The 25,644-nt window shown below is 70.1% G+C and carries 25 protein-coding genes; 18 read left to right on the top strand and 7 right to left on the bottom strand.

The features are described 5' to 3' along the window. Positions 1–149: 149 nt before the first annotated feature. Genes KCH87_RS12970 through KCH87_RS12955 form a run of 4 tightly spaced genes read left to right on the top strand, consistent with a single transcriptional unit; the run spans position 150 to position 3,768 of the window. On the top strand, positions 150–797 hold the full coding sequence (locus tag KCH87_RS12970) for an ABC transporter permease (RefSeq protein WP_210586169.1): 648 nt from the start codon (positions 150–152) through the stop codon (positions 795–797). Then, a complete protein-coding gene (locus KCH87_RS12965) occupies positions 794–1,993 on the top strand; it encodes an ABC transporter ATP-binding protein (RefSeq protein WP_210586168.1) in 1,200 nt (399 codons plus the stop codon). The genes KCH87_RS12970 and KCH87_RS12965 overlap by 4 nt, the downstream gene beginning before the upstream one ends. Then, complete coding sequence (locus KCH87_RS12960; protein WP_210586167.1) at positions 1,994–2,782, top strand: ABC transporter permease; 789 nt, start codon at positions 1,994–1,996, stop codon at positions 2,780–2,782. After that, positions 2,779–3,768, top strand: coding sequence for a glycine betaine ABC transporter substrate-binding protein (locus KCH87_RS12955; protein WP_210586166.1), 990 nt, complete (start codon positions 2,779–2,781; stop codon positions 3,766–3,768). Before KCH87_RS12960 ends, KCH87_RS12955 begins: the two co-directional genes overlap by 4 nt. Before the next feature lie 47 nt (positions 3,769–3,815). Here KCH87_RS12955 and KCH87_RS12950 read toward each other — a convergent pair whose 3' ends face one another. After that, positions 3,816–4,238, bottom strand: coding sequence for a YjbQ family protein (locus KCH87_RS12950; RefSeq protein WP_210586165.1), 423 nt, complete (start codon positions 4,236–4,238; stop codon positions 3,816–3,818). A gap of 123 nt (positions 4,239–4,361) precedes the next feature. Here KCH87_RS12950 and KCH87_RS50740 point away from each other — a divergent pair, with 123 nt between their 5' ends. From KCH87_RS50740 to KCH87_RS12925, 6 genes are all read left to right on the top strand, one after another. Next, positions 4,362–4,445 carry a putative leader peptide gene (locus KCH87_RS50740; protein ID WP_349817350.1) on the top strand — a complete coding sequence of 28 codons (84 nt, stop codon included), beginning with the start codon at positions 4,362–4,364 and terminating at the stop codon, positions 4,443–4,445. Between the two features lie 127 nt (positions 4,446–4,572). Then, on the top strand, positions 4,573–5,463 hold the full coding sequence (locus KCH87_RS12945; protein WP_210586164.1) for an ABC transporter permease: 891 nt from the start codon (positions 4,573–4,575) through the stop codon (positions 5,461–5,463). Then, positions 5,436–6,176: an ABC transporter ATP-binding protein gene (locus tag KCH87_RS12940; RefSeq protein ID WP_210586163.1), complete on the top strand. Its 741-nt coding sequence runs from the start codon at positions 5,436–5,438 to the stop codon at positions 6,174–6,176. Before KCH87_RS12945 ends, KCH87_RS12940 begins: the two co-directional genes overlap by 28 nt. Positions 6,177–6,218: 42 nt before the next feature. Continuing rightward, entirely contained in the window at positions 6,219–7,244 is a 1,026-nt protein-coding gene (locus tag KCH87_RS12935) for an ABC transporter substrate-binding protein (RefSeq protein WP_210586162.1), read from the top strand. Next, positions 7,244–8,383 carry an LLM class flavin-dependent oxidoreductase gene (locus tag KCH87_RS12930; RefSeq protein WP_210586161.1) on the top strand — a complete coding sequence of 380 codons (1,140 nt, stop codon included), beginning with the start codon at positions 7,244–7,246 and terminating at the stop codon, positions 8,381–8,383. The genes KCH87_RS12935 and KCH87_RS12930 overlap by 1 nt, the downstream gene beginning before the upstream one ends. 51 nt (positions 8,384–8,434) lie before the next feature. Next, entirely contained in the window at positions 8,435–9,502 is a 1,068-nt protein-coding gene (locus KCH87_RS12925; protein ID WP_210586160.1) for an NAD(P)-binding domain-containing protein, read from the top strand. 12 nt (positions 9,503–9,514) lie between these two features. Here KCH87_RS12925 and mltG read toward each other — a convergent pair whose 3' ends face one another. Beyond that, on the bottom strand, positions 9,515–10,354 hold the full coding sequence (gene mltG, locus KCH87_RS12920; RefSeq protein WP_210586159.1) for an endolytic transglycosylase MltG: 840 nt from the start codon (positions 10,352–10,354) through the stop codon (positions 9,515–9,517). 43 nt (positions 10,355–10,397) lie between these two features. After that, the gene (locus tag KCH87_RS12915; protein WP_210586158.1) at positions 10,398–12,200 is read right to left on the bottom strand and encodes an ABC transporter ATP-binding protein; all 1,803 of its coding nucleotides are present in this window, start codon (positions 12,198–12,200) and stop codon (positions 10,398–10,400) included. A 94-nt stretch (positions 12,201–12,294) separates the two neighbouring features. Between KCH87_RS12915 and KCH87_RS12910 the strand changes: the two genes are divergently transcribed. Beyond that, positions 12,295–12,738, top strand: coding sequence for a MarR family winged helix-turn-helix transcriptional regulator (locus KCH87_RS12910; protein WP_210586157.1), 444 nt, complete (start codon positions 12,295–12,297; stop codon positions 12,736–12,738). Between the two features lie 66 nt (positions 12,739–12,804). Here KCH87_RS12910 and KCH87_RS12905 read toward each other — a convergent pair whose 3' ends face one another. Together KCH87_RS12905 and KCH87_RS12900 are read right to left on the bottom strand one after the other, a co-directional pair. Beyond that, positions 12,805–14,193 (bottom strand): cation:dicarboxylate symporter family transporter, encoded by a 1,389-nt coding sequence (locus tag KCH87_RS12905; RefSeq protein ID WP_210586156.1) that lies wholly within the window; start codon positions 14,191–14,193, stop codon positions 12,805–12,807. 169 nt (positions 14,194–14,362) lie between these two features. Next, positions 14,363–15,970, bottom strand: a complete 1,608-nt coding sequence (locus KCH87_RS12900; RefSeq protein WP_210586155.1) for a peptide-N4-asparagine amidase — start codon at positions 15,968–15,970, stop codon at positions 14,363–14,365. Between the two features lie 184 nt (positions 15,971–16,154). Here KCH87_RS12900 and KCH87_RS12895 point away from each other — a divergent pair, with 184 nt between their 5' ends. Both KCH87_RS12895 and KCH87_RS12890 read left to right on the top strand, forming a co-directional pair. Then, positions 16,155–17,942, top strand: a complete 1,788-nt coding sequence (locus tag KCH87_RS12895; protein ID WP_210586154.1) for an ABC transporter ATP-binding protein — start codon at positions 16,155–16,157, stop codon at positions 17,940–17,942. Beyond that, the gene (locus KCH87_RS12890; RefSeq protein WP_210586153.1) at positions 17,939–19,720 is read left to right on the top strand and encodes an ABC transporter ATP-binding protein; all 1,782 of its coding nucleotides are present in this window, start codon (positions 17,939–17,941) and stop codon (positions 19,718–19,720) included. The genes KCH87_RS12895 and KCH87_RS12890 overlap by 4 nt, the downstream gene beginning before the upstream one ends. 66 nt (positions 19,721–19,786) lie before the next feature. Here the strand turns inward: KCH87_RS12890 and KCH87_RS12885 are convergent, their stop codons facing one another. After that, entirely contained in the window at positions 19,787–20,296 is a 510-nt protein-coding gene (locus KCH87_RS12885; RefSeq protein ID WP_210586152.1) for a hypothetical protein, read from the bottom strand. A gap of 240 nt (positions 20,297–20,536) precedes the next feature. Here KCH87_RS12885 and KCH87_RS12880 point away from each other — a divergent pair, with 240 nt between their 5' ends. From KCH87_RS12880 to KCH87_RS12860, 5 genes are all read left to right on the top strand, one after another. After that, positions 20,537–22,045 carry an alpha/beta fold hydrolase gene (locus KCH87_RS12880; protein ID WP_247196116.1) on the top strand — a complete coding sequence of 503 codons (1,509 nt, stop codon included), beginning with the start codon at positions 20,537–20,539 and terminating at the stop codon, positions 22,043–22,045. Positions 22,046–22,204: 159 nt separating this feature from the next. Continuing rightward, positions 22,205–22,807, top strand: coding sequence for a sigma-70 family RNA polymerase sigma factor (locus tag KCH87_RS12875; protein ID WP_308298821.1), 603 nt, complete (start codon positions 22,205–22,207; stop codon positions 22,805–22,807). Beyond that, complete coding sequence (locus KCH87_RS12870) at positions 22,791–23,438, top strand: hypothetical protein (RefSeq protein ID WP_210586151.1); 648 nt, start codon at positions 22,791–22,793, stop codon at positions 23,436–23,438. Before KCH87_RS12875 ends, KCH87_RS12870 begins: the two co-directional genes overlap by 17 nt. A 319-nt stretch (positions 23,439–23,757) precedes the next feature. Further along, positions 23,758–24,228, top strand: coding sequence for a DUF5709 domain-containing protein (locus KCH87_RS12865; protein ID WP_210586150.1), 471 nt, complete (start codon positions 23,758–23,760; stop codon positions 24,226–24,228). Between the two features lie 57 nt (positions 24,229–24,285). Beyond that, a complete protein-coding gene (locus KCH87_RS12860) occupies positions 24,286–24,543 on the top strand; it encodes a type B 50S ribosomal protein L31 (RefSeq protein WP_210586149.1) in 258 nt (85 codons plus the stop codon). Positions 24,544–24,741: 198 nt separating this feature from the next. On the opposite strand, the gene KCH87_RS12855 is transcribed toward KCH87_RS12860, so the two are convergent. After that, complete coding sequence (locus KCH87_RS12855) at positions 24,742–25,536, bottom strand: metal-dependent hydrolase (RefSeq protein ID WP_210586148.1); 795 nt, start codon at positions 25,534–25,536, stop codon at positions 24,742–24,744. Between the last annotated feature and the right edge of the window lie 108 nt (positions 25,537–25,644).

The following is a 25,644-nucleotide window of genomic DNA, read 5'->3' as shown; positions in this document are numbered from 1 at the left end:
GTCCCGCGCGGCGCGGCCCGCACAGAGGAATCACCGACCGGTCATCAGGCAGAAAACCTTTGCCTGAAGAATCATCAGAAATGGGCCGATGATCCGCAGATGAGCTTCTCGTGACGTTCGGATGGCCTGTCGGCGGGTAAGAGCGCGCCGTGGATTTCATCGACTTCCTGTCCGGGAACTGGCCGGATGTTCGGGATGCCACGGTGGATCATGCCGTGCTCGTCCTCGAAGGGCTCGGCCTGGCGGTGGCGGTGGGCCTGCCCCTGGCGGTACTCGTCTACCGCACCAGGCTGCCGCGCGCCGCTGTTCTGGGGGTCGCGGGGGTGTTCCTCACGATTCCCTCGTACGCCTTGTTCGGTCTGCTCATCACCCCGCTCGGGCTGGGCACCGGGCCCTCGATCGTGGCTCTGACGATGTACGCCCTGCTGCCCGTCATCCGTAATACGGTCGTAGGCCTGCGTGAAGTCGACCCCGCCGTTGTGGAGTCGGCGCGGGGCATGGGCATGAGCCGGCTCAAGGTGCTGCTGAGCGTGGAGTTGCCGCTTGCCTGGCCGGTCATCGTGACCGGACTGCGGGTGGCCGCCCAGCTGCTGCTCGGCATCGCCGCCATCGCCGCCGCCGTCAACGGCCCGGGCCTGGGCAATCTCATCCTCCAGGGCCTCGACAAGGCCGGCACTCCCTTCGCCATCTATCTGACCATTGAGGGCGCCGCGGCGATCGTCGTGCTCGCCGTGCTGTTCGACGCGGCGTTCGCACTGCTGAAGCGACTCACGACGTCGAGAGGGCTCAGCACATGACCGAGACCCAGGCCGAGCCGATGATCCGGCTGGACCGGCTCACCAAGGCGTACGACGGACAGACCGCCCCCGCCGTGGACGGACTCTCGCTCGACATCCCGGCGGGCGAGATCGTCGTCCTCGTCGGGCCGTCAGGCTGTGGCAAGACGACCACGATGAAGCTCATCAACCGGCTGATCGAGCCCACCTCCGGGCGGATCCACCTGGACGGCAAGGACGTCACCGACGGCAACCCGGACGTGCTGCGCCGCCGTATCGGCTACTCCATCCAGCAGACCGGCCTCTTCCCGCACCGCTCCGTCGCCGACAACATCGCGACCGTGCCGCGGATGCTCGGCTGGTCCAAGGACCGCGTCGCCGCCCGAGTCGACGAACTCCTCGCGCTCGTCGGCCTCGACCCGGACACGTACCGGCGGCGCTTCCCCAAGCAGCTCTCCGGCGGTGAGCAGCAGCGCGTCGGCGTCGCCCGCGCGCTCGGCGGTGACCCGCAGGTCATGCTCATGGACGAGCCCTTCGGCGCCATCGACCCGCTCAACCGCGCGTCACTCCAGAACGAGTTCCTGCGTATTCAGGCCGAGTTGAGGAAGACCATCGTCTTCGTCACCCATGACATCGACGAGGCCGTGAAGATGGGCGACCGGATCGCGATCTTCTCGTCGAACGGCAGGGTCGAGCAGTACGACACCCCCGAGCGCATCCTCTCCGAGCCGGTCAACGACTTCGTCGCCGGCTTCATCGGCAGCGGCGCCGCGGTGCGCCGGCTCTCGCTGAGCCGACTGGCGGACGTCGACATACCCGGTGACTGGCCGACCCTCGCCGAGGGCGCCTCCGTCGAGGAGCGGCGGAGCGCGGCGGCGGCCGCGAACGGGCGGGAGTTCCTGCTCGTACTCGACGGCGACCGGCACCCTGTGGGCTGGCTGCCGGCCGACCGGGCCGCGGACGGCGAGCGAAGCGAGATGGGGGTCCCCCCGGACGAAGTCTGGGGGAGGGCGATACCGGTGCTCTCCCCGCTCGGACCGCGCGACACCCTCTACGAGGCGCTGGACCAGATGCTCACCCTCAACGCCGCGGCCGCTGTGGTCACCCATGACGACGGCCGCTACCGCGGCGTCCTCGAGCTCGACTCGCTGCGCACCCTCATCCACGCGGAGCGCGCCGGGGCCGTGGCAGCGCCCACCCGCCGGGAGGTGCGGTAGATGGCGGTCATCACCCAGCCCCGCCCCCCGGTGACCGAGACCGCCGCCCGCGGGCGACTGCTCACATTCGGGCGGTACGCGGTCCTGCCGGTGGTCATCGGCCTCGCGCTGCTCGCGCTCTACCTCTACGTCTCCGGTCATCAGCTGGACTCCATCGAGCAGCGCAGCCTCAACGCCGACTACCTCACGAACCGGATCCTGAAGCATCTCGGCCTCACGCTCGTCGTGTCCGCCCTCATCCTGGTGATCGCCGTGCCCTGCGGCGTCCTGCTCACCCGCCCCTGGGCGCGCCGCTGGGCCTCGCCGATCCTGGTCGTCGCCAACATCGGGCAGGCACTGCCGTCCCTCGGGCTGATCGTGCTGCTGGCCGTCGGCTTCAAGACGCTGGGCGTCAACGAGATCGCGATCATCGCCTTCCTCGTGTACGGAATCCTGCCCGTGCTGCGCAACACCATCGCCGGGCTTCAGCAGGTCGACCGCTCGGTGATCGAGTCGGCGCGGGGCATGGGAATGACCCGTTGGTCGGTGCTGCTCCAGATCGAGCTGCCCCTGGCCGTCCCGGTGATCCTCGCCGGTGTACGTACGGCCCTCGTGATCACCGTCGGCACCGTGGCGCTGGCCACTTTCGTCGGTGCGGGCGGCCTCGGCGACGTCATCTCCAACGGCATCAGCTCCAGCCGCGATGTGGTCCTGCTCACCGGCAGCGTGCTGGTCGCCGCGCTGGCGCTGCTCGTCGACTGGGCGGCGTCGATCGCCGAAGACCTTCTCAGGCCACGGGGGCTGCAATGAACCGTCCGCAAAGGCGCCTGGGCGCGCTGCTGGCCGTACTGTCCTTCACCGCGGTCTGCGCCGGCTGCTCGTCCACCTCCGGCGATCTGGCGTCGAGCGTCTCCGCGGGGCAGCTCAAGGGCGGCAGTATCGCGAAGGCCGTCGATCTGTCCGGCAAGAGCTTCACGGTCGGCTCGAAGGAGTTCACCGAGCAGACCGTCCTCGGCAACATCCTGATCTACGCCCTACAGGCCGCCGGCGCGAAGACCAAGGACCAGACGGGTCTTACGGGTTCGGCGATCGTCCGTAAGGCGCTGCGCGGCGGCGACATCGACATGTACTGGGAGTATGCCGGTACCGGGTGGTCGGAGTTCCTCAAGAAGACGAGCGTTCTGCCGGGGGCCAGGGAACAGTTCGACGAGACGGCGCGGCTGGACGAGGAGCAGAACAAGATCACCTGGCTGGGCCCGGCGAAGTTCGGCGACCAGTACGCCATCGCCCGCGCGGGCGACGCCGAGGGCCCGGCCGGCGAGGTCGACAAGCTCAGCCAGCTCAAGCAACTGGCGAAGGATCACCCGGGCGAGGTCACGCTGTGCGGCGCGGCCGAGTTCCTCGACCGGGAGATCGGCCCGGTGCAGAAGGTGTACGACGTGCGCATTCCGGCCACGCAGGTCTACCAGAACGCCTTCGCGCTGAACTTCGTCAATGTGGCGAAGCAGAGCCCCTGCAACTTCGCCGAGGTCTTCACCACGGACGCCCGCATCAAGTCCCTCGGCCTGAAGGTCCTCGATGACGACAAGACCCACTTCCTGACGCAGCTGGTGGGTCTGACGCTGCGTGAGAAGACCGCGAAGGAGAACCCGGAGTTGAAGACGCTGGTGCAGCTGCTCGGGGACAAGCTCACCCAGCAGGTGATCATCGAGCTCAACGGCATGGTGGACATCGACGGCGCGACTCCGCAGCAGGCGGCGGTGAAGTTCCTCAGGGACGAGGGGTTCATCGCGTAGCGAGATGAGCGTGCCGGGGAACGCCGCACCCCGGCGCCAGGTCAGGATCACGCAAGAAAGGTGAAACGAACCTTTCGCTCAGCATTATCCCTATTTGTGTCAACCAGACACACCGACTGCCACGTCCCCAACTCCAGCCGCCCGCCCAGCACCGGCAGCGTCGCATGTGGGGGTACGAACGCCGGCAGGACGTGGTCGCGGCCGTGGCCGGGGCTGCCGTGGCGGTGTTGCCAGCGGTCGTCGGCGGGCAGAAGGGTGTGCAGGGCGGCGAGGAGGTCGTTGTCGCTGCCCGCGCCCGTCTCGATGATCGCGATGCCGGCGGTGGCGTGGGGGACGAAGACGTTCAGCAGGCCGTCGCGACCGGCCGCCGCCTCCCGCAGGAAGGTCTCGCAGTCGTGGGTGAGGTCGACGACCCGCTCCGCGGAACCGGAGGTGACGTTCAGCACTCGGGTGGTGAAGGCATCTGACATGCGTCCCATCCTCATGCACGTCCCCCGTCTCGTGCGGCATCGGACGGCCGAGGCCTGATACGTGCAGTCCACACCGCGAGACACCGTTGACCGCGCGCATGTCATCTGACTACTTTCAGCCGCATGTTGCGTTCAGCCCTGCTCACCACGCGCGGTCACATCGACCTGCTGCGGGTGGCTTCCGCCGCGTGTCGCCGCGGCTGCTGACGCCCCTCTCCCGCCTTCCTCGCGCCTGCGCACTCTCCTGTCCGCACGCCTGATGCACTGATCCGCATCGGCACGGCGGCGTTCCGGCGCATCTCCTCACCGGCCGCTCTCCTCCCGTGGAGCACTCATGAGCATCAGCCATGCCCCGCCCGACTCGCATGAATGCGATATTCCGGATATAGGAGATTCCTCGGCTCCCTCTCCAAGGCCCTCGCCCGACCTCGTCCCCATCGTCCCCACTTCCTCCCGCCGTACCCGCGTCCCTCGCTGGCTGCGCCGCACCACCGGACCGCTTCTGCTGCTCGCGCTCTGGCAACTGCTCAGCGTCACTGGCGTGTTGACCGCCGACGTGCTCGCCTCTCCCGGCCGTATCGCGCAGGTCGGAGGTGATCTGATCTCCGACGGTTCGCTGCCGTCCGCCATGGGCACCTCGCTCCAGCGCGTCGCGCTCGGACTGCTGCTGGGCACCGTCGTCGGCACCGGACTCGCCCTGGTGTCCGGGCTGTTCCGGATCGGCGAGGACGTCGTCGACGCTCCGGTGCAGATGCTGCGGACCGTTCCCTTCGTGGGGCTCATCCCGCTGTTCATCATCTGGTTCGGCATCGGTGAGGCCCCGAAGGTCGCGATCATCACGCTCGGCGTCACTTTCCCGCTCTACCTCAACGTCTACGCCGGGATCCGGGGCGTGGACGCCCAGTTGATCGAGGCCGGCGAGTCCCTCGGGCTGTCGCGGTGGGGGCTGGTGCGGCATGTCGTCCTGCCGGGTGCGCTGCCCGGCGCGATGACCGGGCTGCGCTACTCGCTGGGCATCGCCTGGCTCGCACTCGTCTTCGCCGAGCAGGTCAACGCGGATTCCGGCATCGGCTTCCTCATGGTGCAGGCGCGGGACTTCCTGCGCACCGACGTGATCGTGGTCTGCCTGATCGTCTACGCCTTCCTCGGCCTGCTGGCCGACTTCATCGTCCGCTCCCTCGAAAGGCTGCTGCTGCAATGGCGACCGACGTTCACCGGCCGGTGACCACACAGGCGGCCGTGCGGGTCGAGGGGCTGACCCGCTCCTTCGACGGCCGCGCCGTCATCGACGACCTCCGACTCGACGTCCGTCCGGGCGAGTTCGTGGCCCTGCTCGGCCGCAGCGGCTGCGGCAAGTCGACCCTGCTGCGCATCCTCGCCGGGCTCGACCGCGACATCGAGGGCACCGTCCTCGTACCGCGCCGCAAGGCCGTCGCCTTCCAGGCACCGCGGCTCATGCCGTGGAAGAAGGTGTGGCGCAACGTCCTGCTGGGCCTGCCCGGCAAGCCGGAACGCGCCGTCGCGGACAAGGCCCTGGAGGAGGTCGGCCTGACCCAGCGCTCGGACGCCTGGCCCAAGACCCTGTCCGGCGGTGAGGCCCAACGCGCCTCCCTGGCAAGGGCCTTGGTGCGCGAGCCCGATCTGCTGCTGCTCGACGAGCCGTTCGGGGCGCTGGACGCCCTGACCCGCATCAAGGCCCAGCGTCTGGTGGGCGAGTTGTGGCAGCGCCGCGGCTGCGCGGTGCTGCTCGTCACGCACGACGTCGAGGAGGCCGTCCTGCTCGCCGACCGCGTCCTCGTGATGGACGGCGGTGTCATCGCGCACGAGCAGGAGATCGCCCTCGACCGGCCCCGTGACATCGCCGATCCCCGGTTCGCCGAGCTGCGCGCCGGCCTGCTGGCACGGCTCGGCGTCGACACCGCCGCCGAAGCCGCCTGAACTCCCCTCCCCCAGCTCCCAGTTCAACAGAACGGAACCTCCATGCGACGACGCCTCGTCCCCGCCGCGCTGCTTCTCCCCCTCGCCCTCCTGCTCACGGCCTGCGGCGGGAGCTCGTCCGCCAGCACGGGGTCCGACACCGACGGCAAGGGCTCCCTCACCCTCAACGTCGGTGACCAGAAAGGCGGTTCCGAAGCCATCCTGCGAGCTGCCGGCGAGCTCAAGGACCTCAACTACAAGATCAAGTGGTCCACGTTCACCTCCGGCCCACCGCTCCTCGAAGCCGTCAACGCCAAGGCCGTCGACATCGGCGGCGTCGGCAACACCCCGCCGGTCTTCGCGGCCGGCGCCGGCTCCAAGGTCACGGTGGTGGCAGCCTGGCACGGCACGTCCGAGGGCGACGCCGTCCTCGTACCCGACGGCTCGGCGCTGAAGAAGACCGAGGACCTCAAGGGCAAGTCCGTCGCCGTGGCGCAGGGTTCCTCCGCGCACTACCAGCTGGTCGCCTCCCTCAAGGCGGCCGGGCTGACCCTCAGCGACGTGCAGGTCAAGTACCTCCAGCCCGCCGACGCACTCGCCGCGTTCACGTCCGGCAGGGTCGACGCATGGGCGGTCTGGGACCCGTACACCTCGCAGGTGCTCCAGGCCAAGCAGGGGACGGTTCTCACCACCGGCGAAGGCGTGACCAACGGCCTCAGCTTCCAGGTGGCGGCGCCCTCCGCGCTCCAGGACAGCAAGAAGACGGCGGCGATCGAGGACTACCTCGGCCGGCTGCGCCGCGCCTACGACTGGGTGTACGACCACCCGGATGAGTGGGCGAAGGTGTGGTCGAAGGAGACCGGGCTGCCGTACGAGGTGGCGCTGGCCTCGGTGAAGCGGACCAACGCCTCCCGGGTCGCGGTCGCCGTCGACAAGCCGCTCATCGCCTCCGAGCAGGAGATCGCCGACACCTTCACCGACCTGAAGCTGATCCCGCGCCAGGTCGACTTCGCGAAGTTCACCGACACCCGCTTCAACGGCGATCTGCCGCCGTCCACCGCCAAGCCCCGTATCTACAAGGACTCCTGATGACCGTTCACCTGCACTGGTTCCTGCCGACCGGCGGTGACGGCCGCACCCTTGTGGACCGGCATGCGTACGCCTCCAACGCGCGCTCCGTCCACGGCATCCGCCCGCCCGACATCGAATACCTCGCCCAGATCGCCAAGGCGGCCGAGCAGTTGGGCTTCGAGGCGGTGCTGACGCCGACCGGCACGTGGTGCGAGGACGCGTGGCTGACGACGGTGGCGCTCGCACAGCACACCGAGCGGCTGAAGTTCCTGGTGGCGTTCCGGCCGGGGCTGATCTCGCCGACGCTGGCCGCGCAGATGGCGGCGACCTATCAGCGGGTCACCCGCGGGCGGCTGCTGCTGAACGTCGTCACCGGCGGCGACTCGACCGAACAGCGACGCTTCGGTGACCGGCTCGACCACGATCAGCGGTATGCCCGTACGGACGAGTTCCTGACCGTCGTACGAGGGGTGTGGCACGGGCAGCCGTACGACCTCCACGGCACGCACTACCAGGTGGAGGGCGGGCTGGTCGCGCTGCCACCCGAGCCGGTGCCGCAGGTGTTCTTCGGCGGGTCCTCCACAGCCGCCGGGCCCGTCGCGGCGCGGCACGCGGACGTCTATCTGACCTGGGGCGAACCGCCCGCTCAGGTCAAGGAGAAGATCGACTGGATCCGGTCGCTGGCCGAGCGGGAGGGCCGCACGGTCCGCTTCGGGATCCGGCTGCACACCATCTCGCGCGATTCGTCGGCCGAGGCGTGGGCCACCGCGAACCGGCTGCTCGACGATCTCGATCCCGAGACGATCTCGGCCGCGCAGACGGCGCTCGGGCGCAGCGAGTCGGTGGGGCAGCAGCGCATGCTGGCCCTGCACGGCGGCTCCCGGGACGGGCTGGAGATCCACCCGAACCTGTGGGCGGGCGTCGGTCTGGTCCGCGGCGGTGCGGGCACGGCCCTCGTCGGCAGCCATGGCGAGGTCGCCGACCTGATCGAGGAGTACCACGCGCTGGGCGTCGAGCACTTCGTGCTCTCCGGGTATCCGCATCTGGAGGAGGCGTACTGGTTCGGGGAGGGCGTGATCCCCGAACTGGCCGTTCGTGGGCTGCTCGACAACCGGCCGGCGGCCGGCGCGCCGATCCTTGTGGCGGGCGGGCGCTGACGCCATGGGAAGCAAGGGAAGATCCACGCACCCCGCACTGTTAGTAGAACCGTGAACAACACCCAGGTAGTCGTCATAGGCGCCGGCCAGGCAGGTCTGGCCGGCGCCTATCACCTGCTGCGTTCCGGATTCGAGCCGGAGCGTGACTTCGTGATCCTCGACCACTCCCCCGGCCCCGGCGGCGCCTGGCAGTTCCGGTGGCCGTCGCTGACGTACGGCAAGGTGCACGGGATGCACGCGCTGCCCGGCATGGAGCTCACGGACGCCGACCCGGCGCGGCCGTCCTCCGAGGTCATCACGGAGTACTTCGACGCCTACGAGCGCGCCTTCGACCTGCGGGTACGGCGACCCGTCGATGTCCGTGCCGTACGCGAGGGCGACGCCGGACGGCTGCTCGTCGAGACCTCGGACGGCGTGTGGTCGACTCGGGCACTGATCAACGCGACAGGGACCTGGGACCGGCCGTTCTGGCCGCGCTATCCCGGTCAGGAGACCTTCCGGGGGCGGCAGTTGCACACGGCGCAGTATCCGGGGCCGGAGGAGTTCGCCGGGCTGCGGGTCGTCGTGGTGGGAGGGGGCGCGTCCGGCACGCAGCATCTGCTGGAGATCGCCCCGTATGCCGCGGCCACCACCTGGGTCACCCGGCGCCCGCCGGTCTTCCGCGAGGGGCCCTTCGACGAGAACGCGGGCCGCGCGGCGGTCGCGCTGGTGGAGGAGCGGGTGCGGCAGGGGCTGCCGCCGAGGAGCGTGGTGTCCGTCACGGGGCTGCCGTTGAACGATGCCATTCGCGAAGGGCTGGCGGACGGAGTCCTGGATCGGCAGCCGATGTTCGACCGGATCACTCCGGACGGGGTGGCGTGGAACGACGGGCGGCATGTGCCCGCCGACGTCATCCTGTGGGCGACCGGGTTCCGGCCTGCCGTCGACCATCTGAGGCCGCTGAAGCTGCGCGAGCCGGGCGGGGGGATCCGGCTCGACGGGACCCGTGCGGTCGCCGATCCGCGGATCCATCTGGTCGGCTACGGTCCGTCGGCGAGCACCATCGGCGCCAACCGGGCGGGCCGTGCGGCCGTGCGGGACATCCGGCGGCTGCTCGCCGAGGAGCCGGTCGCCGCGTGATGTCCCGGCCGGTCATGTCTTCGACTGCGGAGTCCTCTGGAGGGCGTTGAACTCGGCCACGTTGCGCTGGTGCTCGACGTAGTCGGCCGTGAAGCGGGTGTCGCCCGGCTTGATCGTGACGAAGTACAGCCAGTCGCCCGGCGTCGGAGTGACAGCGGCGCGCACGGCCTCCTCGCCGGGATTGTCGATGGGCGTGGGCGGCAGCCCCATGCGCTGGTAAGAGTTGTACGGGCTCTCGATCCGTGTGTCGTCAAGGGTCGTCTTCAGCGTGGAGCGGTTGAGCGCGTAGTTGATGGTGGAGTCCATCTGGAGCGGCATGCCGCGTTCGAGCCGGTTGAAGATGACCCGGGCGACCTTGCCCATGTCGGCCTTGGTGGCTGCCTCGGCCTGCACGATGCTCGCGATGGTGACCGCCTGATAGACGTTCATCGCGTTGCGCTGCGCGCCGGCGGCGATCGGGGCACCGTTGAACTTCTGGTTGGCGATGTCGACCATGGACGACAGCAGCGTCTCGGGCGTCGCCTTCTCGCCGAGCGGATACGTCGCCGGGAAGAGGTAGCCCTCGGGGTTGCCCTCGGCGTCGACCGGCAGCCTCAGGTTGGCCTTGGCCAGGGACTTCTTGGTGGTGCCCGGCGGCAGTTCGAGGGCCTTGTCGACGGCGTCGTAGACCTGGCCCGCGCGCCAGCCCTCCGGGATCATCAGGGACGTCGGCTTGGCCTCGTCCTCACTGCCCAGGCTCAGCAGCGGCACCGCCACGGCGGTGCCGGCCAGGACGGCCCCGGTCGCGATGAGGGCGACACGGCCCCGACGCGTCAGTCGAATCGTCTTCCGGGGCGGAATGTTGAAGTGCATGCGGGAACGGTAACCCGCATATCACCGCAAACCCGGCATATCTTCAGCTGGTCGGCTCCAGTTGGGCGTCCCTGCGGACCAGGGCCGCATACCGCCCCTCCCGGTCCAACAGCTCCTCGTGCGTGCCGCGTTCGACCGCGCGCCCGGCATCCAGGACCACAATCTGGTCGGCACCCCGAATGGTGGACAGCCGGTGGGCGATGGTGAGCGTGGTGCGGTTGGCCGACAGCGCGTCGATCGCCTCCTGGACGGCCTGTTCGGTGCGGGTGTCCAGGGCGCTGGTCGCCTCGTCGAGGATCAGCACCGGCGGATCGCGCAGGATCGTGCGCGCGATGGCCAGGCGCTGCTTCTCGCCGCCGGAGAAGCGGTGCCCGCGCTCGCCCACGACCGTGTCGTACCCGTCGGGAAGCGCGGCGATGTGGTCGTGGATCTGGGCCGCCTGCGCCGCCGCGTACAGCTCCTCGTCGGTGGCGTCCGGCTTCGCGAAACGCAGGTTCTCGGCGATGGAGGCGTGGAAGAGGTACGTCTCCTGGGAGACGACGCCGACCGCGCGGGCGAGCGTGTCGAAGTCGAGGTCGCGGACGTCGACGCCGTCGAGGGTGACGCGGCCGCCCGTCACGTCGTACAGCCGCGGCACCAGATAGCCGAGCGTCGACTTGCCCGCGCCGGTCGGGCCGACGAGCGCGAGAGAGCCGCCCGCGGGGACGGTGACGTCGATGGCGTCGAGGATCGGCCCGCTCTTGGCGTCGTAGCGGAACTCGACGCTCTCGAAGCGGACCTCGCCCTTGATGCGGTCGAGGTGGACGGGCTGTTCGCGTTCGGTGATGTCGATCGGCAGGTCGAGGTACTCGAAGATGCGCTGGAAGAGGGCGAGCGAGGCCTGGATCTGAACGCCGGTGCCGAGCAGACTCACGGCCGGGCGGAACAGGCCCTGCTGGAGCGAGACGAACGCGACGATCGTGCCGATCGAGACCCCGGGGCCGCCGACTTGGAGGGTGATGCCCGCGGCCCAGTAGATGACGGCGGGCATGGCGGCCATGACGATCGTGATGACCGCCATCCGCCAGCGTCCGGCCATGCTCGACCGCACTTCGAGGTCGACCAGTTCCTCGGACTCCTCCCCGAAGGACTTCGTCAGCGAGTCGGAGCGGCCCATCGTGCGGCCGAGCAGAATGCCGCTGACGGAGAGCGACTCGGTGACCGTGGCGGCCATCGCGGCCATCTGCTTCTGGCGCTGGGTGGTGATTCTCCGGCGTTCGTTGCCGACGCGGCGGCTGATCCACACGAACAGCGGCAGCAGGAGCAGCGAGACGACGGTCAGCCGCCAGTCGAGCGCGATCATCGCGATGATCGTGGCCACCACGCTGGTGAAGTTGGCGACGAGAGAGGTCGCGGTGGAGGTGACGGTGGCCTGCATGCCGCCGATGTCGTTGGCGATGCGGGACTGGACCTCGCCGGTGCGCGTGCGGGTGAAGAAGGCGAGCGACATGCGTTGCAGACGGCCGTAGACGGCGGTGCGCAGGTCGTGCATGACGCGCTGGCCGACGGTTGTGGAGATCAGGGTCTGCAGGACGCCGAAGACGCTGGTCAGGACGGCGCTGAGGATCATGCCGAGCGCGAGCAGGCTGAGCAGGCCGGTGCGGCCCTGCGGGATCGCGGTGTCGAGGATCGCCTTCAGAAAGAAGGGGGTGGAGACGGAGACGAGGGACGAGGCGCCGACCAGGAGGCCGACCACGGCGAGACGTCCGCGGTACGGACGGAAGAGTTTCAGGATGCGCCGCACCTGCCGGGGCTCCTCCTCGGCGTCGGCGAGCGGGGTCCACACGGGTTCGTGTTCGGGTTTCATGGGCTCCTGCGGGAGGTGAGTCGATGATGACTGACGGAGCTTAGCTCATTGTTACCTATACTCACAATGAACGTAGTCCTGATATTGTTCCCGCATGACCGCCCCCGACCCCGACGGCCCGCTCGCCGAGCAACTGCTGCGGCTCACCCGTCGCGTACACCGCATCCAGAAGCGCCACCTGGAGCAGCGCGGCCTGGGCGTCACCCCCGCCCAGTCCCGACTGCTGCGCACCCTCGCCCACTACGACTCGCCGCCCCGCATGGCCGACCTCGCCGAACGCCTCGAAGTCGTCCCGCGCGCCGTGACGACGCTGGTGGACGGCCTGGAGACGAGCGGCAAGGTGCGGCGGGCGCCCGATCCGACCAATCGCCGGGTGATCCGTATCGAGCTCACGGACGACGGGCAGAAGACGCTACGGGCGCTGCGGGCGGCGCGCCGGTCCGCGGCCGAGGAGATTCTGGCGCCGTTGACGGACACGCAGCGCGAGGTGCTCGGGGGGTTGCTGGACACCTTGGTGGACGGGGTGCCGACCTGCTGACAAACGTCGTGGCCACCGCCCCGAGGAGCGATGGCCACGTAGTGGTGCGAGTGAGTCCCAACTGACCTAGGAGGCCGGTTCCTTGGCCGACTGGGCGGGTACGGCTGCGGGGGCGGGCGTGTCCGTTTCCAGAATCTCGCCGTCCGCGGTGCCGGGCGTGGGCTCGACCTCGCCGTTCAGCACCTTCTTCGCCCGCTCCGCGTCCAGCGCGCCCTCCCACCGGGACACGGCGAACACGGCGACGCAGTTGCCGAGCAGGTTCGTGACGACGCGCATCGAGTCCATGATGCGGTCCACGCCGAGGAGCAGGGCGACGGCCCCGGCGGGAATCGCCCCCAGCGAGGAAGCGGTCGCGGACAGCGCGAGGAAGGCCGAACCGGGGATGCCGGCCATGCCCTTGCTGGTGAGCATCAGCACCAGGATCACGGTGATCTGCTGGCCCAGGCTGAGATCCACGCCCACGGCCTGGGCGATGAACAGCGTGCCGATGGACAGGTAGAGCGAGGCGCCGTCGAGGTTGAAGGAGTACCCGGTGGGCAGCACCAGGCCGACGGCGTCGTCGCGGGCGCCGGCCTTGCGCAGCTTCTGCATCACGCGCGGCATGACGGACTCGGTGGAGGCGGTGCCGAGCGCGAGGAGCATCTCCTCGCGGATGTAGCGGAGGAACTTCCACAGGCTGAGTCCGGTGACCATCTTGAGCGCGACGGCGAGGAGCACGATGAAGACCGCCGCGGCGGCGTAGCACAGGATGATCAGCTTGGCGTAGGTCTCGATCACGCCGAGCCCGTACTGGCCGATCAGGACGGCCATCGCACCGAACACCGCGATCGGGGCGAGTCGCATGATGAAGCCGACGACCGCGAAGATGATCTCCTGGGCCTGCTCGATGGCGGGCAGGACCTTCGGCACCTTGGTGTGGCCGAGGTGCAGCAGCGCGGCGCCCACCAGACAGGCCAGGATCAGCACCTGGAGGAGCTCGTTCTCGGCGAAGGCGCCGATGAAACTGGTGGGAATCGCGTTGACGATGAACTCGGTCGTCGAGGGCAGCGAGCCACCGGCCGTCTTCGCGTCGACGGCCGAGGTGTCGAGCGTGGACGGGTCGACGTTCATCCCCGAGCCGGGCTGCACGACGTTGGCGGCGAGGAGCCCGATGAGCAGGGCGAGCGTGCTCGCGACCTCGAACCAGATGAGGGCCTTGAGTCCGATCCGGCCGAACGCCTTCAGGTCACCGGCCTTGGCGATACCGACGACGACCACGCAGAACACCAGCGGCGAGATGATGGTCTTGATGAGCCGGGTGAAACCGTCGCCGAGCGGCTGGAGATCCGCGGCGAAGTCGGGCCACAGCTTGCCGACGACGATTCCGAGCACGAGCGCGCAGGCGACCTGCGCGAAGAGAGAGGTACGCAGTATGCGTGCGACGCGTCGCGGCAGTGACGGTACGGACTGCGGCACGGGCACTCCTAGTGGGGACGGCGGTACGCCAGAAGCCCCAGGGAACTTCTGGCATACGGAAAGCGGCTTCCGGGTTGGATCACTCTCAAGGTGCCGTTGATCCATCCGGAAACCGCTACGTATCAGCCAGGTAAATCAACCGCCGGGTGACGCATCGCACACCACCTGCTCAGCAGCGCTCGCGGTCCTCGGTCAGCACGCCCTGAACGGTCGTCAGCGCACGGTCGTAGCACCCGCCCGAGCCGTACAGCCGATACCGCTCGCTCGACGTGCCGACCGCGTGCCGCTGGTCCCGCGGCACGTTGATCGTGTACGTGGCGTCGCCCGCGTAGGTGTCGTCGAGCCGCGACCACGCGAGGCGCCGGCCGCCCTGTGAGGTGATGACCGAGGCACCGTCGACGAGCGTCAGCACCGTGCGCAGCCGATCTCCCGCGCCGAGCGTGGTCGTGCCGTCCATGGTGTACGTCCGTTGCGCGCGCGTCGTCCGGGCCGGGCCGCGTCCGTCGACGGTGACCGACTCGTCGTCCGTCCAGCGGGCGTCGAGACCGTCGACCGCCTCGCCCTGCGTCCAGCGGTGCACGGAGGAGTTCGCCAGCGACCGGCTGACGGTGGTCGTCACCCGGCCGTGCGAGGTGTCGACGTATCCGGCCACGGTCAGCCGATGTCCGCCCTCGGTGTCCACACGGAGTTCCGAACCAGGCGTATACGTCGAGGAGTTGGTGAGCTCTCCCGCTCGGTGGACGGTCAGCTTCCCGCCGACGTGCGCGCTCTTGGCGTCCTGCCAGACCAGGATGTTCACGGGAGCGCTCCAGCCGGCCTGCCCCTCGGGGACGCCGACCACGGAGACCTCGACGCGGTGCGGACGGCCGTCGTTGAGGATCCCACCGAAGGGAGTGAGGTCGTACTCGATCGGCTTGATGTCGAAGGCGCGCGGCCCCGGAACGACGTACCAGAGGAAGGGGTTCGACCAGCCGCCGGTCCACACCGTCGGGAACGGCGCGGCGATTCCGGCCAGTTGGCCGTCGACCTTCACCTGCACCTCGCGGTAGGGACCGTCGTCGGCCCGGCAGGAGTAGGGCGCCGAGTCGGGCACGGTCAGATACCAGTACTCCTCGCAGCCGCCGCCCGAACCGGTGGCGTACACCTCGGCGACGATGCGTTCGCTGTTGCGCGGGGTGGTGAGGGTGGAGTCGGCGGCGAGGGTGAGGACCTGGTCGGGGGTCGCGGCCGGCCGGGCGGACTTCTCGGCCGCGTAGAACGTCAGCGTGACCTTGACGTCGATGATCCCGGTGTACGTGTCGTCCACGACGTTCCCGATGAGCATCTCCACGTCCTGGGCGTCGCGGAACGTGTCGCTGTAGCGCGTGACGTCCTTCTCGACGGACCACTCGATGCCGTCGGGCGACGGCTGCGGTGTCGACGTACGGAAGACCTCGACACCGCCGACGTGCAGATAGCCGAGCCGGTCGTACTGCCGCCCCTTGACCTTGCCGTCCATGCGCAGGACGACCTTGCTCCAGCGGTCGCCGCAGCCGTCCGGTGGTGTGTAACTGCCGGTGTACGGCGTGAAGTCACGGAACCGCGCCTCGGCGAGGGTGACTTGGCAGGACGTGCCGGCGGGCTTGGTGACGGGCGGGGCGGCGGTGACGGGGTCGTGCCAGTCGGTGGTGCTGAACTCGGGCGGGGCGTCGGCGGATTGAGCGGGGGCCGCCGCGACGAACGTACTCACGAGGAGGGTCGCTCCGGCGAGCATGGACATGATGATCCGTCTCTTCATGGCCGGTGTTCTACGGGGAGTGGTGTGTCCCGCGCAATGAGCAGCCGGGGCGGGCCCCAGCCGGATCCGTGCCGGGGACCGGAAAACCGGTTGCCTCCGGACACGCTGCGACGCGAACCTGTCACGGCTTGTTGCCGCCCTTCCACAACACCCCTTACGACCTGAGACGAGCCACTGGGACGTCATGCAGATTCAAGACCTTCCGTATCCCGACCCCGGTGTGCCGGACGCGCGCTCGGGGCCCCGATTCCTGCGGTGGCTCTTCCGGAATCAGCTGGGCGGGCAGCTGAAGTCGCTGGCCTCGGGCCTGCTGCACTTCGGGTCCGTCTCCGCGCTGCCGTTCTGTGTCGGACTGGCCGTCCAGGCCGCCGTCGACCACTCCGGCACCCGGCTCGCCCTCGCAGGCGGTCTGCTGGCGCTGGCCTGTGTGGGCACCGCGACCGGCGAGCTCCTCCTGCACCGCACCGCGGTCACCAACTGGATCACCGCCGCCGCCCGCGTGCAGCAGCTGCTGGCGCGCAAGGCCTCGGTGCTGGGCTCGGCGCTGACCCGACGCGTGGCGGCCGGTGAGGTCGTCGCCGTCTCCACGGGTGACGTCGAGAAGATCGGCTGGTTCGTGGAGGCCGTGTCCCGGTTCACCGCGGCTGCGGTCACCGTCGTGCTGGTCTGCGTCGCCCTGGTCGTCTACCAGCCCGCAATCGGGGTGGTCGTGGCCGTCGGTCTGCCCGTCGTGGCCGTCGCCGTGCTGCCACTGCTGCCCCGGGCCACCAGGCGGGCGGACATCCAGCGCGAGAAGGCGGGGCGCGCGACCGAGCTGGCCTCGGACACCGTTGCCGGACTGCGCGTCCTGCGCGGCATCGGCGGCGAGGAGCTCTTCCTGGACCGCTACCGCAGCGCCTCCCAGGAGGTGCGCCGCGCGGCGGTGCGCAGCGCCCGGATGTGGTCCCTGATCTCCGCGATCCAGGTGCTGCTGCCGGGGCTGCTGTTGATCGCCGTCGTCTGGTACGGCGTGCATCTGGCCCGCCAGGGCCGGATCACCATCGGCGAACTGGTCACCGTCTACAGCTCCGTCATGATCATGACCTACCCGCTCAGGCACTTCGAGGAGATCGCCATGGCGTACTCCTTCTCACGTCCGTCGGCCCGGCGGGCCGCACGTGTGCTGGCGCTGGAGCGCGCCACGGACACCGGCGGATCGCGGGCCGCCGAGGTGCCGTCCGGGGACCTCTACGACCCGGCGACCGGTCTGCTGGCTCCTGTCGGCCGGTTCACCGCGGTGGTCTGCGGCGACCCGGACGCGGCGGGGCGGCTGGCGGAACGGCTGGGCGGGCACCCCGCGGAGGAGGGCACATCGGTGCTGCTGGGTGGAGTGCCGCTGGACGAGCTGCCGCTCGACTCCGCCCGGACGGCCGTCCTCGTCCAGGACAAGGACCCGGTACTGCTGTCGGGTTCGCTGCGCGAACTGCTCGACGTGCCCGCGTCCGGTGCCGTGGGCGCCGAGCAGGCACTGGCGGCGGCGCAGTGCGACGACGTCCTCACGGCGCTCGTGCAGGGTTCGCTCGACGCCGAGGATCCGCTGGACGCCCGGATCACCGAGCGCGGACGCTCCCTGTCCGGCGGCCAGCGCCAGCGGCTCGCACTGGCCCGGTCGCTGCTGACGGACCCTGAGGTACTCGTCCTCGACGAACCGACCTCCGCCGTCGACTCGCACACCGAGGCACGGATCGCGGGAGGCGTGAAGGAGCTGCGCGAGGGGCGCACGACCGTCGTGTTCACCTCCTCGCCGCTGCTCCTGGACCGCGCCGACCGGGTCGTGCTGGTGCACGAGGGCGAGGTCGCGGCAGTCGGCGTACACCGCGAACTCCTGCTCAAGGCGCCCCGGTACCGCGCCGTCGTCACCCGCGAGACCGACGAAGAGGCCGCGCTGGACGACGTATGGGAAGAACTGGAAGAGATCGAGGAGACAGCATGATCGGCGTGGCGCCACCGGCGTACGACCCGGCGGCCCCGACTACGGCGAACACCCTGCCCGTCGGCGCCACCGCGACCGTACGCGCCTATGTGTCCGAACTCTTCCGCCGGCACCGCCGTGCCTTCCTGCTCCTCGTCGGCGTCAACACGGTCGCCGTGATCGCGTCGATGGCGGGCCCGTACCTGCTCGGCGGGCTCGTGGAGCGTGTGTCGGAGGGGGCGCGCGAGCTTCATCTGGAGCTCACCGCCGCGCTGTTCCTGGTCGCGCTCGTCGTCCAGGCCGTGTTCGTACGAGAGGTGCGGCTGCGCGGGGCGATGCTCGGCGAACGGATGCTGGCCGATCTGCGCGAGGACTTCCTCGTGCGGTCGGTCGGGCTGCCGCCGGGCGTCCTGGAACGGGCCGGGACCGGCGACCTGCTGTCCCGGATCACGACCGACATCGACCGGCTGGCCAACGCGATGCGCGAGGCCGTGCCGCAGCTGGCGATCGGTGTGGTGTGGGCGGCTCTGCTGCTCGGCGGACTCGTCGTCACGGCGCCGCCGCTCGCCGCGGCGGTACTGCTCGCCCTGCCGTTGCTGGTCGTCGGCTGCCGCTGGTACTTCAAGCGGGCGCCTGCCGGCTACCGGTCCGAGGCCGCCGGATACGCGGCCGTGGCCGCCGTGCTCGCCGAGACCGTGGATGCCGGGCACACCGTCGAGGCCCACCGCCTCGGTGACCGTCGTATCGAACTGTCCGACCGGCGGGTCAAGGAGTGGACGGCCTGGGAGCGCTACACGCTGTGGCTGCGGTCGGTGCTCTTCCCGGTCATCAACATCACCCATGTGATGGTGCTCAGCTCCGTCCTGATGGTCGGCGGAGTGTTCGTCCTGCACGGCTGGATCGACGTCGGCCAGCTGACGACGGGTGCGCTGATCGCGCAGATGCTCGTCGACCCGGTGGGGCTGATCCTGCGCTGGTACGACGAGCTCCAGGTGGCCGAGGTGTCGCTGGCCAGGCTGGTCGGGGTCCGGGAGATCGAGCCGGACGCCGGTGACGCCGGGCTCGACCCCGACGGGCGCGAGGTGCGGGCGGACCGGGTCCACTTCGGCTACCTCGAAGGCGTGGACGTGCTGCGCAAGGTGTCCCTCGACGTCGCCCCGGGCACCCGGCTGGCGCTGGTCGGCCCGTCCGGCGCGGGCAAGTCCACGCTGGGCAGGCTGCTCGCCGGGATCTACGCGCCCCGGGACGGGCGGATCACCCTGGGCGGCGCCGAACTGTCCCGGATGCCGGCCGAGGCCGTCCGCTCGCACGTGGCGCTGGTCAACCAGGAACACCACGTGTTCGTCGGCTCCCTGCGGGACAACCTCCTGCTGGCCCGCACCGACGCAACCGACGCCGAGCTGTGGGCAGCGCTGGGCGCCGTGGACGCGGACGAATGGGCGCGGGCGCTCGATGAGGGCCTGGACACCGAGGTCGGCTCGGGCGGGGCGGCGCTCACTCCGGCGCAGGCCCAGCAGATCGCGCTGGCCCGCCTGGTGCTGGCCGACCCGCACACACTGGTCCTGGACGAGGCGACGTCCCTGCTCGACCCGCGGGCGGCGCGTCACCTGGAGCGGTCCCTGAGCCGGGTCCTGGACGGCCGCACGGTGGTCGCGATCGCCCACCGGCTGCACACCGCCCACGACGCCGACGTCATCGCCGTCGTCGAGAACGGCCGGATCAGCGAGCTGGGCAGCCACGAGCAGCTCGTCGCGGCGGAGGGGGCGTACGCGGCGCTGTGGCGGTCGTGGCATGGGTGAGCGGGGGCGGGTGGCCGCGGTTGGCGGGTGAGCTGCCGTTTGTCTCGTACGGCAGCCCGGGCGTGCTCAGTAGCCGTAACCGCCGGTGCCGTTGTCGTCCGCCGGCGGAACGGCACCGGTGACGGCCTTGCCTCCGGCGTCGAGCACGTACCAGATCCTGTCGATGCCCTGCCCCTTCAGATCGCCCTCGGCCCGGTCCTCGGCGTAGTAGTACAGCGGGTGCCCGGCGTACGTCGCCTGCGTCTCGCCGTCGCCCTTCGTGGTGCCGATGAGGTTCGCGTCGACGCCGGGGCCCGCTTCCGGCTTGCCTTCCATGGGCGGCCACAGCTTGAGACAGGCCGCGTCGCAGTCCATGGAGTTGGTGTTCTCGCCGTCCTCGGTGAAGAGGTACAGCGTGCGGCCGCTGCCGTCGACGAGGATGTCCCCCAGCGGCGACTCGCTCGTCCTGACGGTGGAGGTGTCCGTGGCCGCCGATGTCCCGCCGCCGGCCCCGTCCCCGCCTCCACCGCCACAGCCGGCCAGCGCCAGTGCCGCCGCGAGCGCGAACCCGGCCACGGTGATCCTGCTTCGCCTCATGATCTCTCCGTCCCTTCTGACGGAGGTTGTACGGGCGAGCGGCGCGAAGGGATTGTCCGGGAACAACTCAGGGGTCCGGGAGGCAACCCCTGAGGCGTCACCCTGAGCAGAACCCTGATCACGTCCCGGTGCCTTCCCTGATTCCCGTCTCGCACGGTTGCGACCCCGGTCGCCTCGCTGCCAGGTTCGCCCAACGGGCGACCCCGTGATCCATTTCGCAAGGCCCTCGGAAGGGACTTCATGCAACTGCTCTTCAGAGCGCTCACTGGAGTGCTCGCCGCTGGAGTGTTAGCCGGAGCGTCGGCGCCGGGCGTGGAGGCGGCGGACGCCGACCTTCGTGGCACGAGCGTGCCGACGCAGGAAGCGATCGACTGGAAACCATGTCCTCAGGACCCCTCAGCCGAATGCGGCACCCTCCGCCTGCCCGTCGACTGGGCACGCCCGTCGGCCGAACAGTTCGATCTCGCGGTGGCCCGTCGCAAGGCCACCGATCCCGATCGCCGGGTCGGTGTGCTGCTGGTCAACCCGGGTGGGCCGGGGGAATCCGGTGTGAACTTCGCCGTGGGACGTGCCCCGTCCCACTTCAGCGCGGACATCCAGGAACGGTTCGACATCATCGGGTTCGACCCGCGAGGTGTCGGTGGCAGCAGTCCGGTGAAGTGCTCGACGAAGCTGCTGGCCCAACGCCCGGCGCCATACCCCCGCAACCAGGCGGAGTTCGATCGACTCGCCGAGTTCAACCGCACATTGCGCGAGGACTGCCGACGACACAGCGGTCCGGTCTTCGACCACGCCGACACCTTGAGCGTCGTCCGGGACATGGACGCGATCCGCAGGGCGCTGGGCGAGCAGAAGATCAACTTCTTCGGTCACTCCTACGGAACGTTGATGGGTGAGCAGTACGCGGAGCAGTACGGCGACCGGATCCGGTCCATGGCCCTCACCGCGAACATCGACCACAGCCTCGGCACCCGGGAGTTCCTCGTCTCCTCGGCCGCCACCGCGGAGGACTCGTTCCGCCAGTTCGTGAGGTGGTGCGATCGCACCAGCTCCTGCGCACTGCACGGCCGGGACGTCACCGCCCTGTGGGACAGCCTGCTCGCCAGGGCGGACCGGGGCGAGATACGCGATCCGAAGAGTCCGGACCAGGTCCTCACGGCACACGCGATCGCACTCGCCGCCTTTGCGGAGTTCTACGGCCCGGACTGGGACGAACTGGCCGCGTATGTGGCAGCCCTCGACGCACAAGGGCCGAAGGAACCGCGGCAGCCCCAAGCGGGGACGTCGCAGGGGACGGGGACAGGGCCGGAGACGACCGCCGAACCGTTCCACGCCGTGTTCTGCCAGGACTGGCGATTCCGGCCGAAGAACTACCGGGAGTTCGCCCGTCTGACCGAGGCCGAACTGCGGGCCGCACCGCACATGCGCGGCACCCCACGCGTACACGCCGCGGTAGCCGGCTGCGTCGGCGGGCCGAACGACGTGAACAATCCCCAGCACCGTCTGCGCATCACCGACGCACCCAAGATCCTCATGCTGCATTCGCTGCACGATCCGGCGAACAATTACGCATGGGCGATCAATGTGCACCGTCAGACCCGCGGGACGACCGTCCTGGTGCCGTACGAGGGCGCGGGACACAGCGTCTACGGCCGCAGCGACTGCACACGCAACGCCGTTGACGACTACCTCACGGAGCTGAAGATCCCGAGCGCTGGAACCCGTTGCGCCCCCGCCGCGGAGAACTGATGCGGAGTGGGGCAGCCCCGGGCCGACGACTGGACGGCTGGACGACTGAAGGCGCTTCGCCTCTGAGCCAGGCTCCTCACGCACCAGCTCGTCGACAGCAGCCGAGTCGGGCGTACGTCCCATTCAATCCCTTCGGCTCTCTCGTGCGTACATAGGAGTGTGGAGCTGTTCCCGCGCGCCGACCGGGTGGACGACGCCTCGCTCGTCGCCGGCCTCGCGCTGGGCGACGAGCAGGCGGCGGTCGCCTTTGTCCGCCGCTTCCAGGACGCGGTCTACGGCCTCGCGCTGTCGGTGACCCGCGATCCGGGCCTGGCCGAGGACGTGAGCCAGGAGGTGTTCGTACGGGCCTGGCGAGCCGCGGGAAACTACGACGCCCGGCGTGCGTCGGCCCTCACCTGGCTGCTCACCATCACGCGCAACGCCGCCATCGACGCGGTCCGGGCCCGGCGCTCCACCCCCGTACTGGCCGACACCCTGGAGCGGCTGCTCACCGTGACCCTCCGAGCCGACGCCGAGGCCGACGGCGCCGCACGGCCGGCGCTGGCCGCGCTGGAGAGCGAGCGCGCCCTGCGGCGGCTGCGCTCGCTGCCGATCGAGCAGGCACGCGCGGTGGCACTGGCCGTGCTCGGCGGCAGTACGGCCGCCGAGGTGGCCCGGCACGAGAACATCCCGCTCGGCACCGCCAAGACCCGCATCCGCACCGGTCTGAAGAGACTGCGCGACTCGCTGAAGGAGGGAAGCCCCGATGGCACACCACCCTGAAGAGGACGAGCTGATCGCTCTGGCCCTCGGTGCGCTCCGCGGCGAGCAGGCAGAACTCCTGCACCACCTCGCCACCTGCCCGACCTGCCGCTCCTCGTACGACGACGTCTCGGCGGCCGTCGACTCCGTGCTGCCGGCGGCCCCCGCGGTCGCCGCCCCGGCCGGGTTCGACGCCCAGGTCCTCGACCGTCTGGAACTGCGCCGCCCGCCCGCCGCCCGCCGCTCCTACCGGAAGCCCTTGCTGGTCGCCGCGGCCGCCGCGGCCGGTCTCTGCCTGGGCGCGGCGGGCGCGACGCTGCTCGACCGCGACCCCGGCCCGGTGCAGGTGACCGCGAGCGACCGCGGAGCCCTGCTGGTCACCGGCGCCGGGACCACGGTCGGCACCGTGGAGCCGAGCCGCTTCGGCACCGAGCGCGTGGTGGTCATGCAGATCACGGACGGTCCTCCCGGTACCCACTACACGTGCCGGCTCCTGCTCGCCGACGGAACCACCCGCGACGCCGGCGCGTGGTGGATGCCGTCCTCCGGCCGGGCCACCTGGATCGCGTACGGGGATGCCGCCACCGTCGATCGTGTCGAACTCGTCGCGGACGGCGGGCAGGTCTGGTCGTCTGCGGACCTGGACGACTGACGTCGCGCCACCCGGTCTCCCCTTGACGGCACGGGCGGACACGGGCCAGTCCTCGCCGCTCGGCAGGCGGTCTGACGTACGGGCCGATCCAGTGGCCGGGCGGGCGGGCACACGGGCCGGCCCGTCTAACCCGGACCGTCTCCGCCTCGTGCCGTTGCGCGGTCCCGAACCGGGGTGGAAGGCTGGATATCGGTACCGGCTCGCGGAGTGCGCCGGGGAACCGCTCGGTTCCCATCGGGTGCCACCCGTGCCCCGCGCACCGGCCGCCCGCCGCCGACCATGGTCGGAACGGGCCCGTCCCCATCACCTGGAGGTACCCGTGAACAGCGCCGACGGATGGGGAGACGACGTCTACCAGCCCGACGGATCCGAGGTCCAGGACGACGCGGGGCTGCTCGACGCGGAGGACACCCTGGACAACGACGGTGTCGACGACCCCCTCGACCGGGGCTGGTCTCCTCCGGACAGACCATGGGCGGTGGAGCGCTCCGATGTGACGGCCGCCGAGCGACAGCAGGGCGAGACGCTGGACCAACGGCTCGCCGAGGAGCTTCCGGATTCCGCCGAGCCGGACGGGGACGGCATCGGCGACTGCCAGGGCACCGATGGGGAACTCTGGGACAACGAGGTCGGCGTCGTCCGCTCCGGCCGTCTCGTGGCCCCCGACGAGGGGGCGCACGAGGACGAGGAGAGCGCAATGGTCGCCACGGATGTCGGCATCGACGGAGCGGCCGCCTCGGCCGAGGAGGCAGCGATGCACATCGTCGACGAGGACACCCTCTCCGGCTGACCCCGTCGTTCCCGCGCCGCCGCCGGCGGCCATCCGCACGCCGTACAAGGAGGCCCCATGCAGCAGGACAAGCACCCCGACTACCACCAGGTCGTCTTCCGCGACCGCGCCGCCGGCTACGCCTTCCTCACCCGGTCCACCGCCACGAGCGACCGGACCATCGAGTGGGACGACGGGGAGACCTACCCGGTCGTGGACGTGGAGATCTCTTCCGAGAGCCACCCCTTCTACACCGGCAAGGCACGGACAGTGGACACAGAGGGCCGCGTCGCCCGGTTCGAGAAGCGCTACGGCGGCACCGGCCAGGGCGGCTGACGACAGACCCGATTCATGACGTACGGCGGTCACCCAACCCCCTCAAGCTCGTCCCCGAGTTCGGTCCGGCCACCGGTGCCCTGTTCAAGGCCGGCGAGTCCGAGGGGCTGATCACGGGCGTGGCGACCTGGCAGGACGCGCCGTACGCCCAGGGGGTGGGGAAACGACAGCCGGGCCCCACCCCTGTGAGCGGCGTGGTCAGATGAAGTTCAGCGCCGCCGCACAACCCACGCCGCCGAGCAGCATGAACACCGGCATCAGCACCTTGAGCTCGACCCAGCTGCCCGCCCGGAAGCGCATCACCTTGGGCGGCCCGATCGGGTACCAGCGCTTGCGGCCCACCGGTATCGGCCACAGGATCGGGCAGCCGGAGACCGTCAGGGCATCCCCGATGTCGTGCACCAGCGCGCCCAGCAGGATCGGCAGCCCCAGCCACAGGTACTCCTGACCAGGTGCCGTGAACAACCAGTCCGCGCCGTTGCCCGGCTTGTCCAGGACACCCGCGAGAATCCACGCACTGGTGGCCGCCAGCAGCCAGACGAGGACGTCGGCGCTGGATCCCCGGGTGGCCCGCCACAGCAGGCCCTCGATGGCGAGAACTATGTGCGCGAACAGAATCCCCAGCACCGCCCAGCGGCCCCCGGTGATCGCCAGGGCCGAGGCGCCCGCACCGATCAGGACCGCCCACAGCCAGGTGTGCGTGAGCGTGCGGTGTCCGCCGGAGCGGCGCGGGTCGCCCTGCTTCTTCGTGGCCTTGTAGACGCCGTACGACAGCTTGTCGACGATCTCGCAGAGCCCGCGGGAGAGCGGCCCGAAGGCCCGCGAAATGGTCGCCGCCTTGTGGTCGAGGTCCGGGGCGAGCGCGGCGCCGGCGCAGATCAGGGCTCCGACCAGGAGGACCGGCCAGGGCATGGTGCGCCCGGTCGCGGCGGCCGCCGCACCGACGCCCAGCCAGGCCGCGGCTCCCGACAGAGAGTGTGCTGGTCCCATCATCGCCGTTGCCCGCCCCATTCCTCGTGTACCACTGTCCAGTTGACTTGCTGCGCTGACATTCCGTCGGCGACACAGCGTAGCGTTCGCGATCTTCGGGCCTGCATCCGA

Origin of the sequence: Streptomyces sp. GESEQ-35 (assembly GCF_017948485.1) — a bacterium.
Lineage (GTDB): Bacteria > Actinomycetota > Actinomycetes > Streptomycetales > Streptomycetaceae > Streptomyces.
Note: the sequence above shows the minus strand (reverse complement) of the source record. Positions and strands in the feature narration are given on the sequence as shown.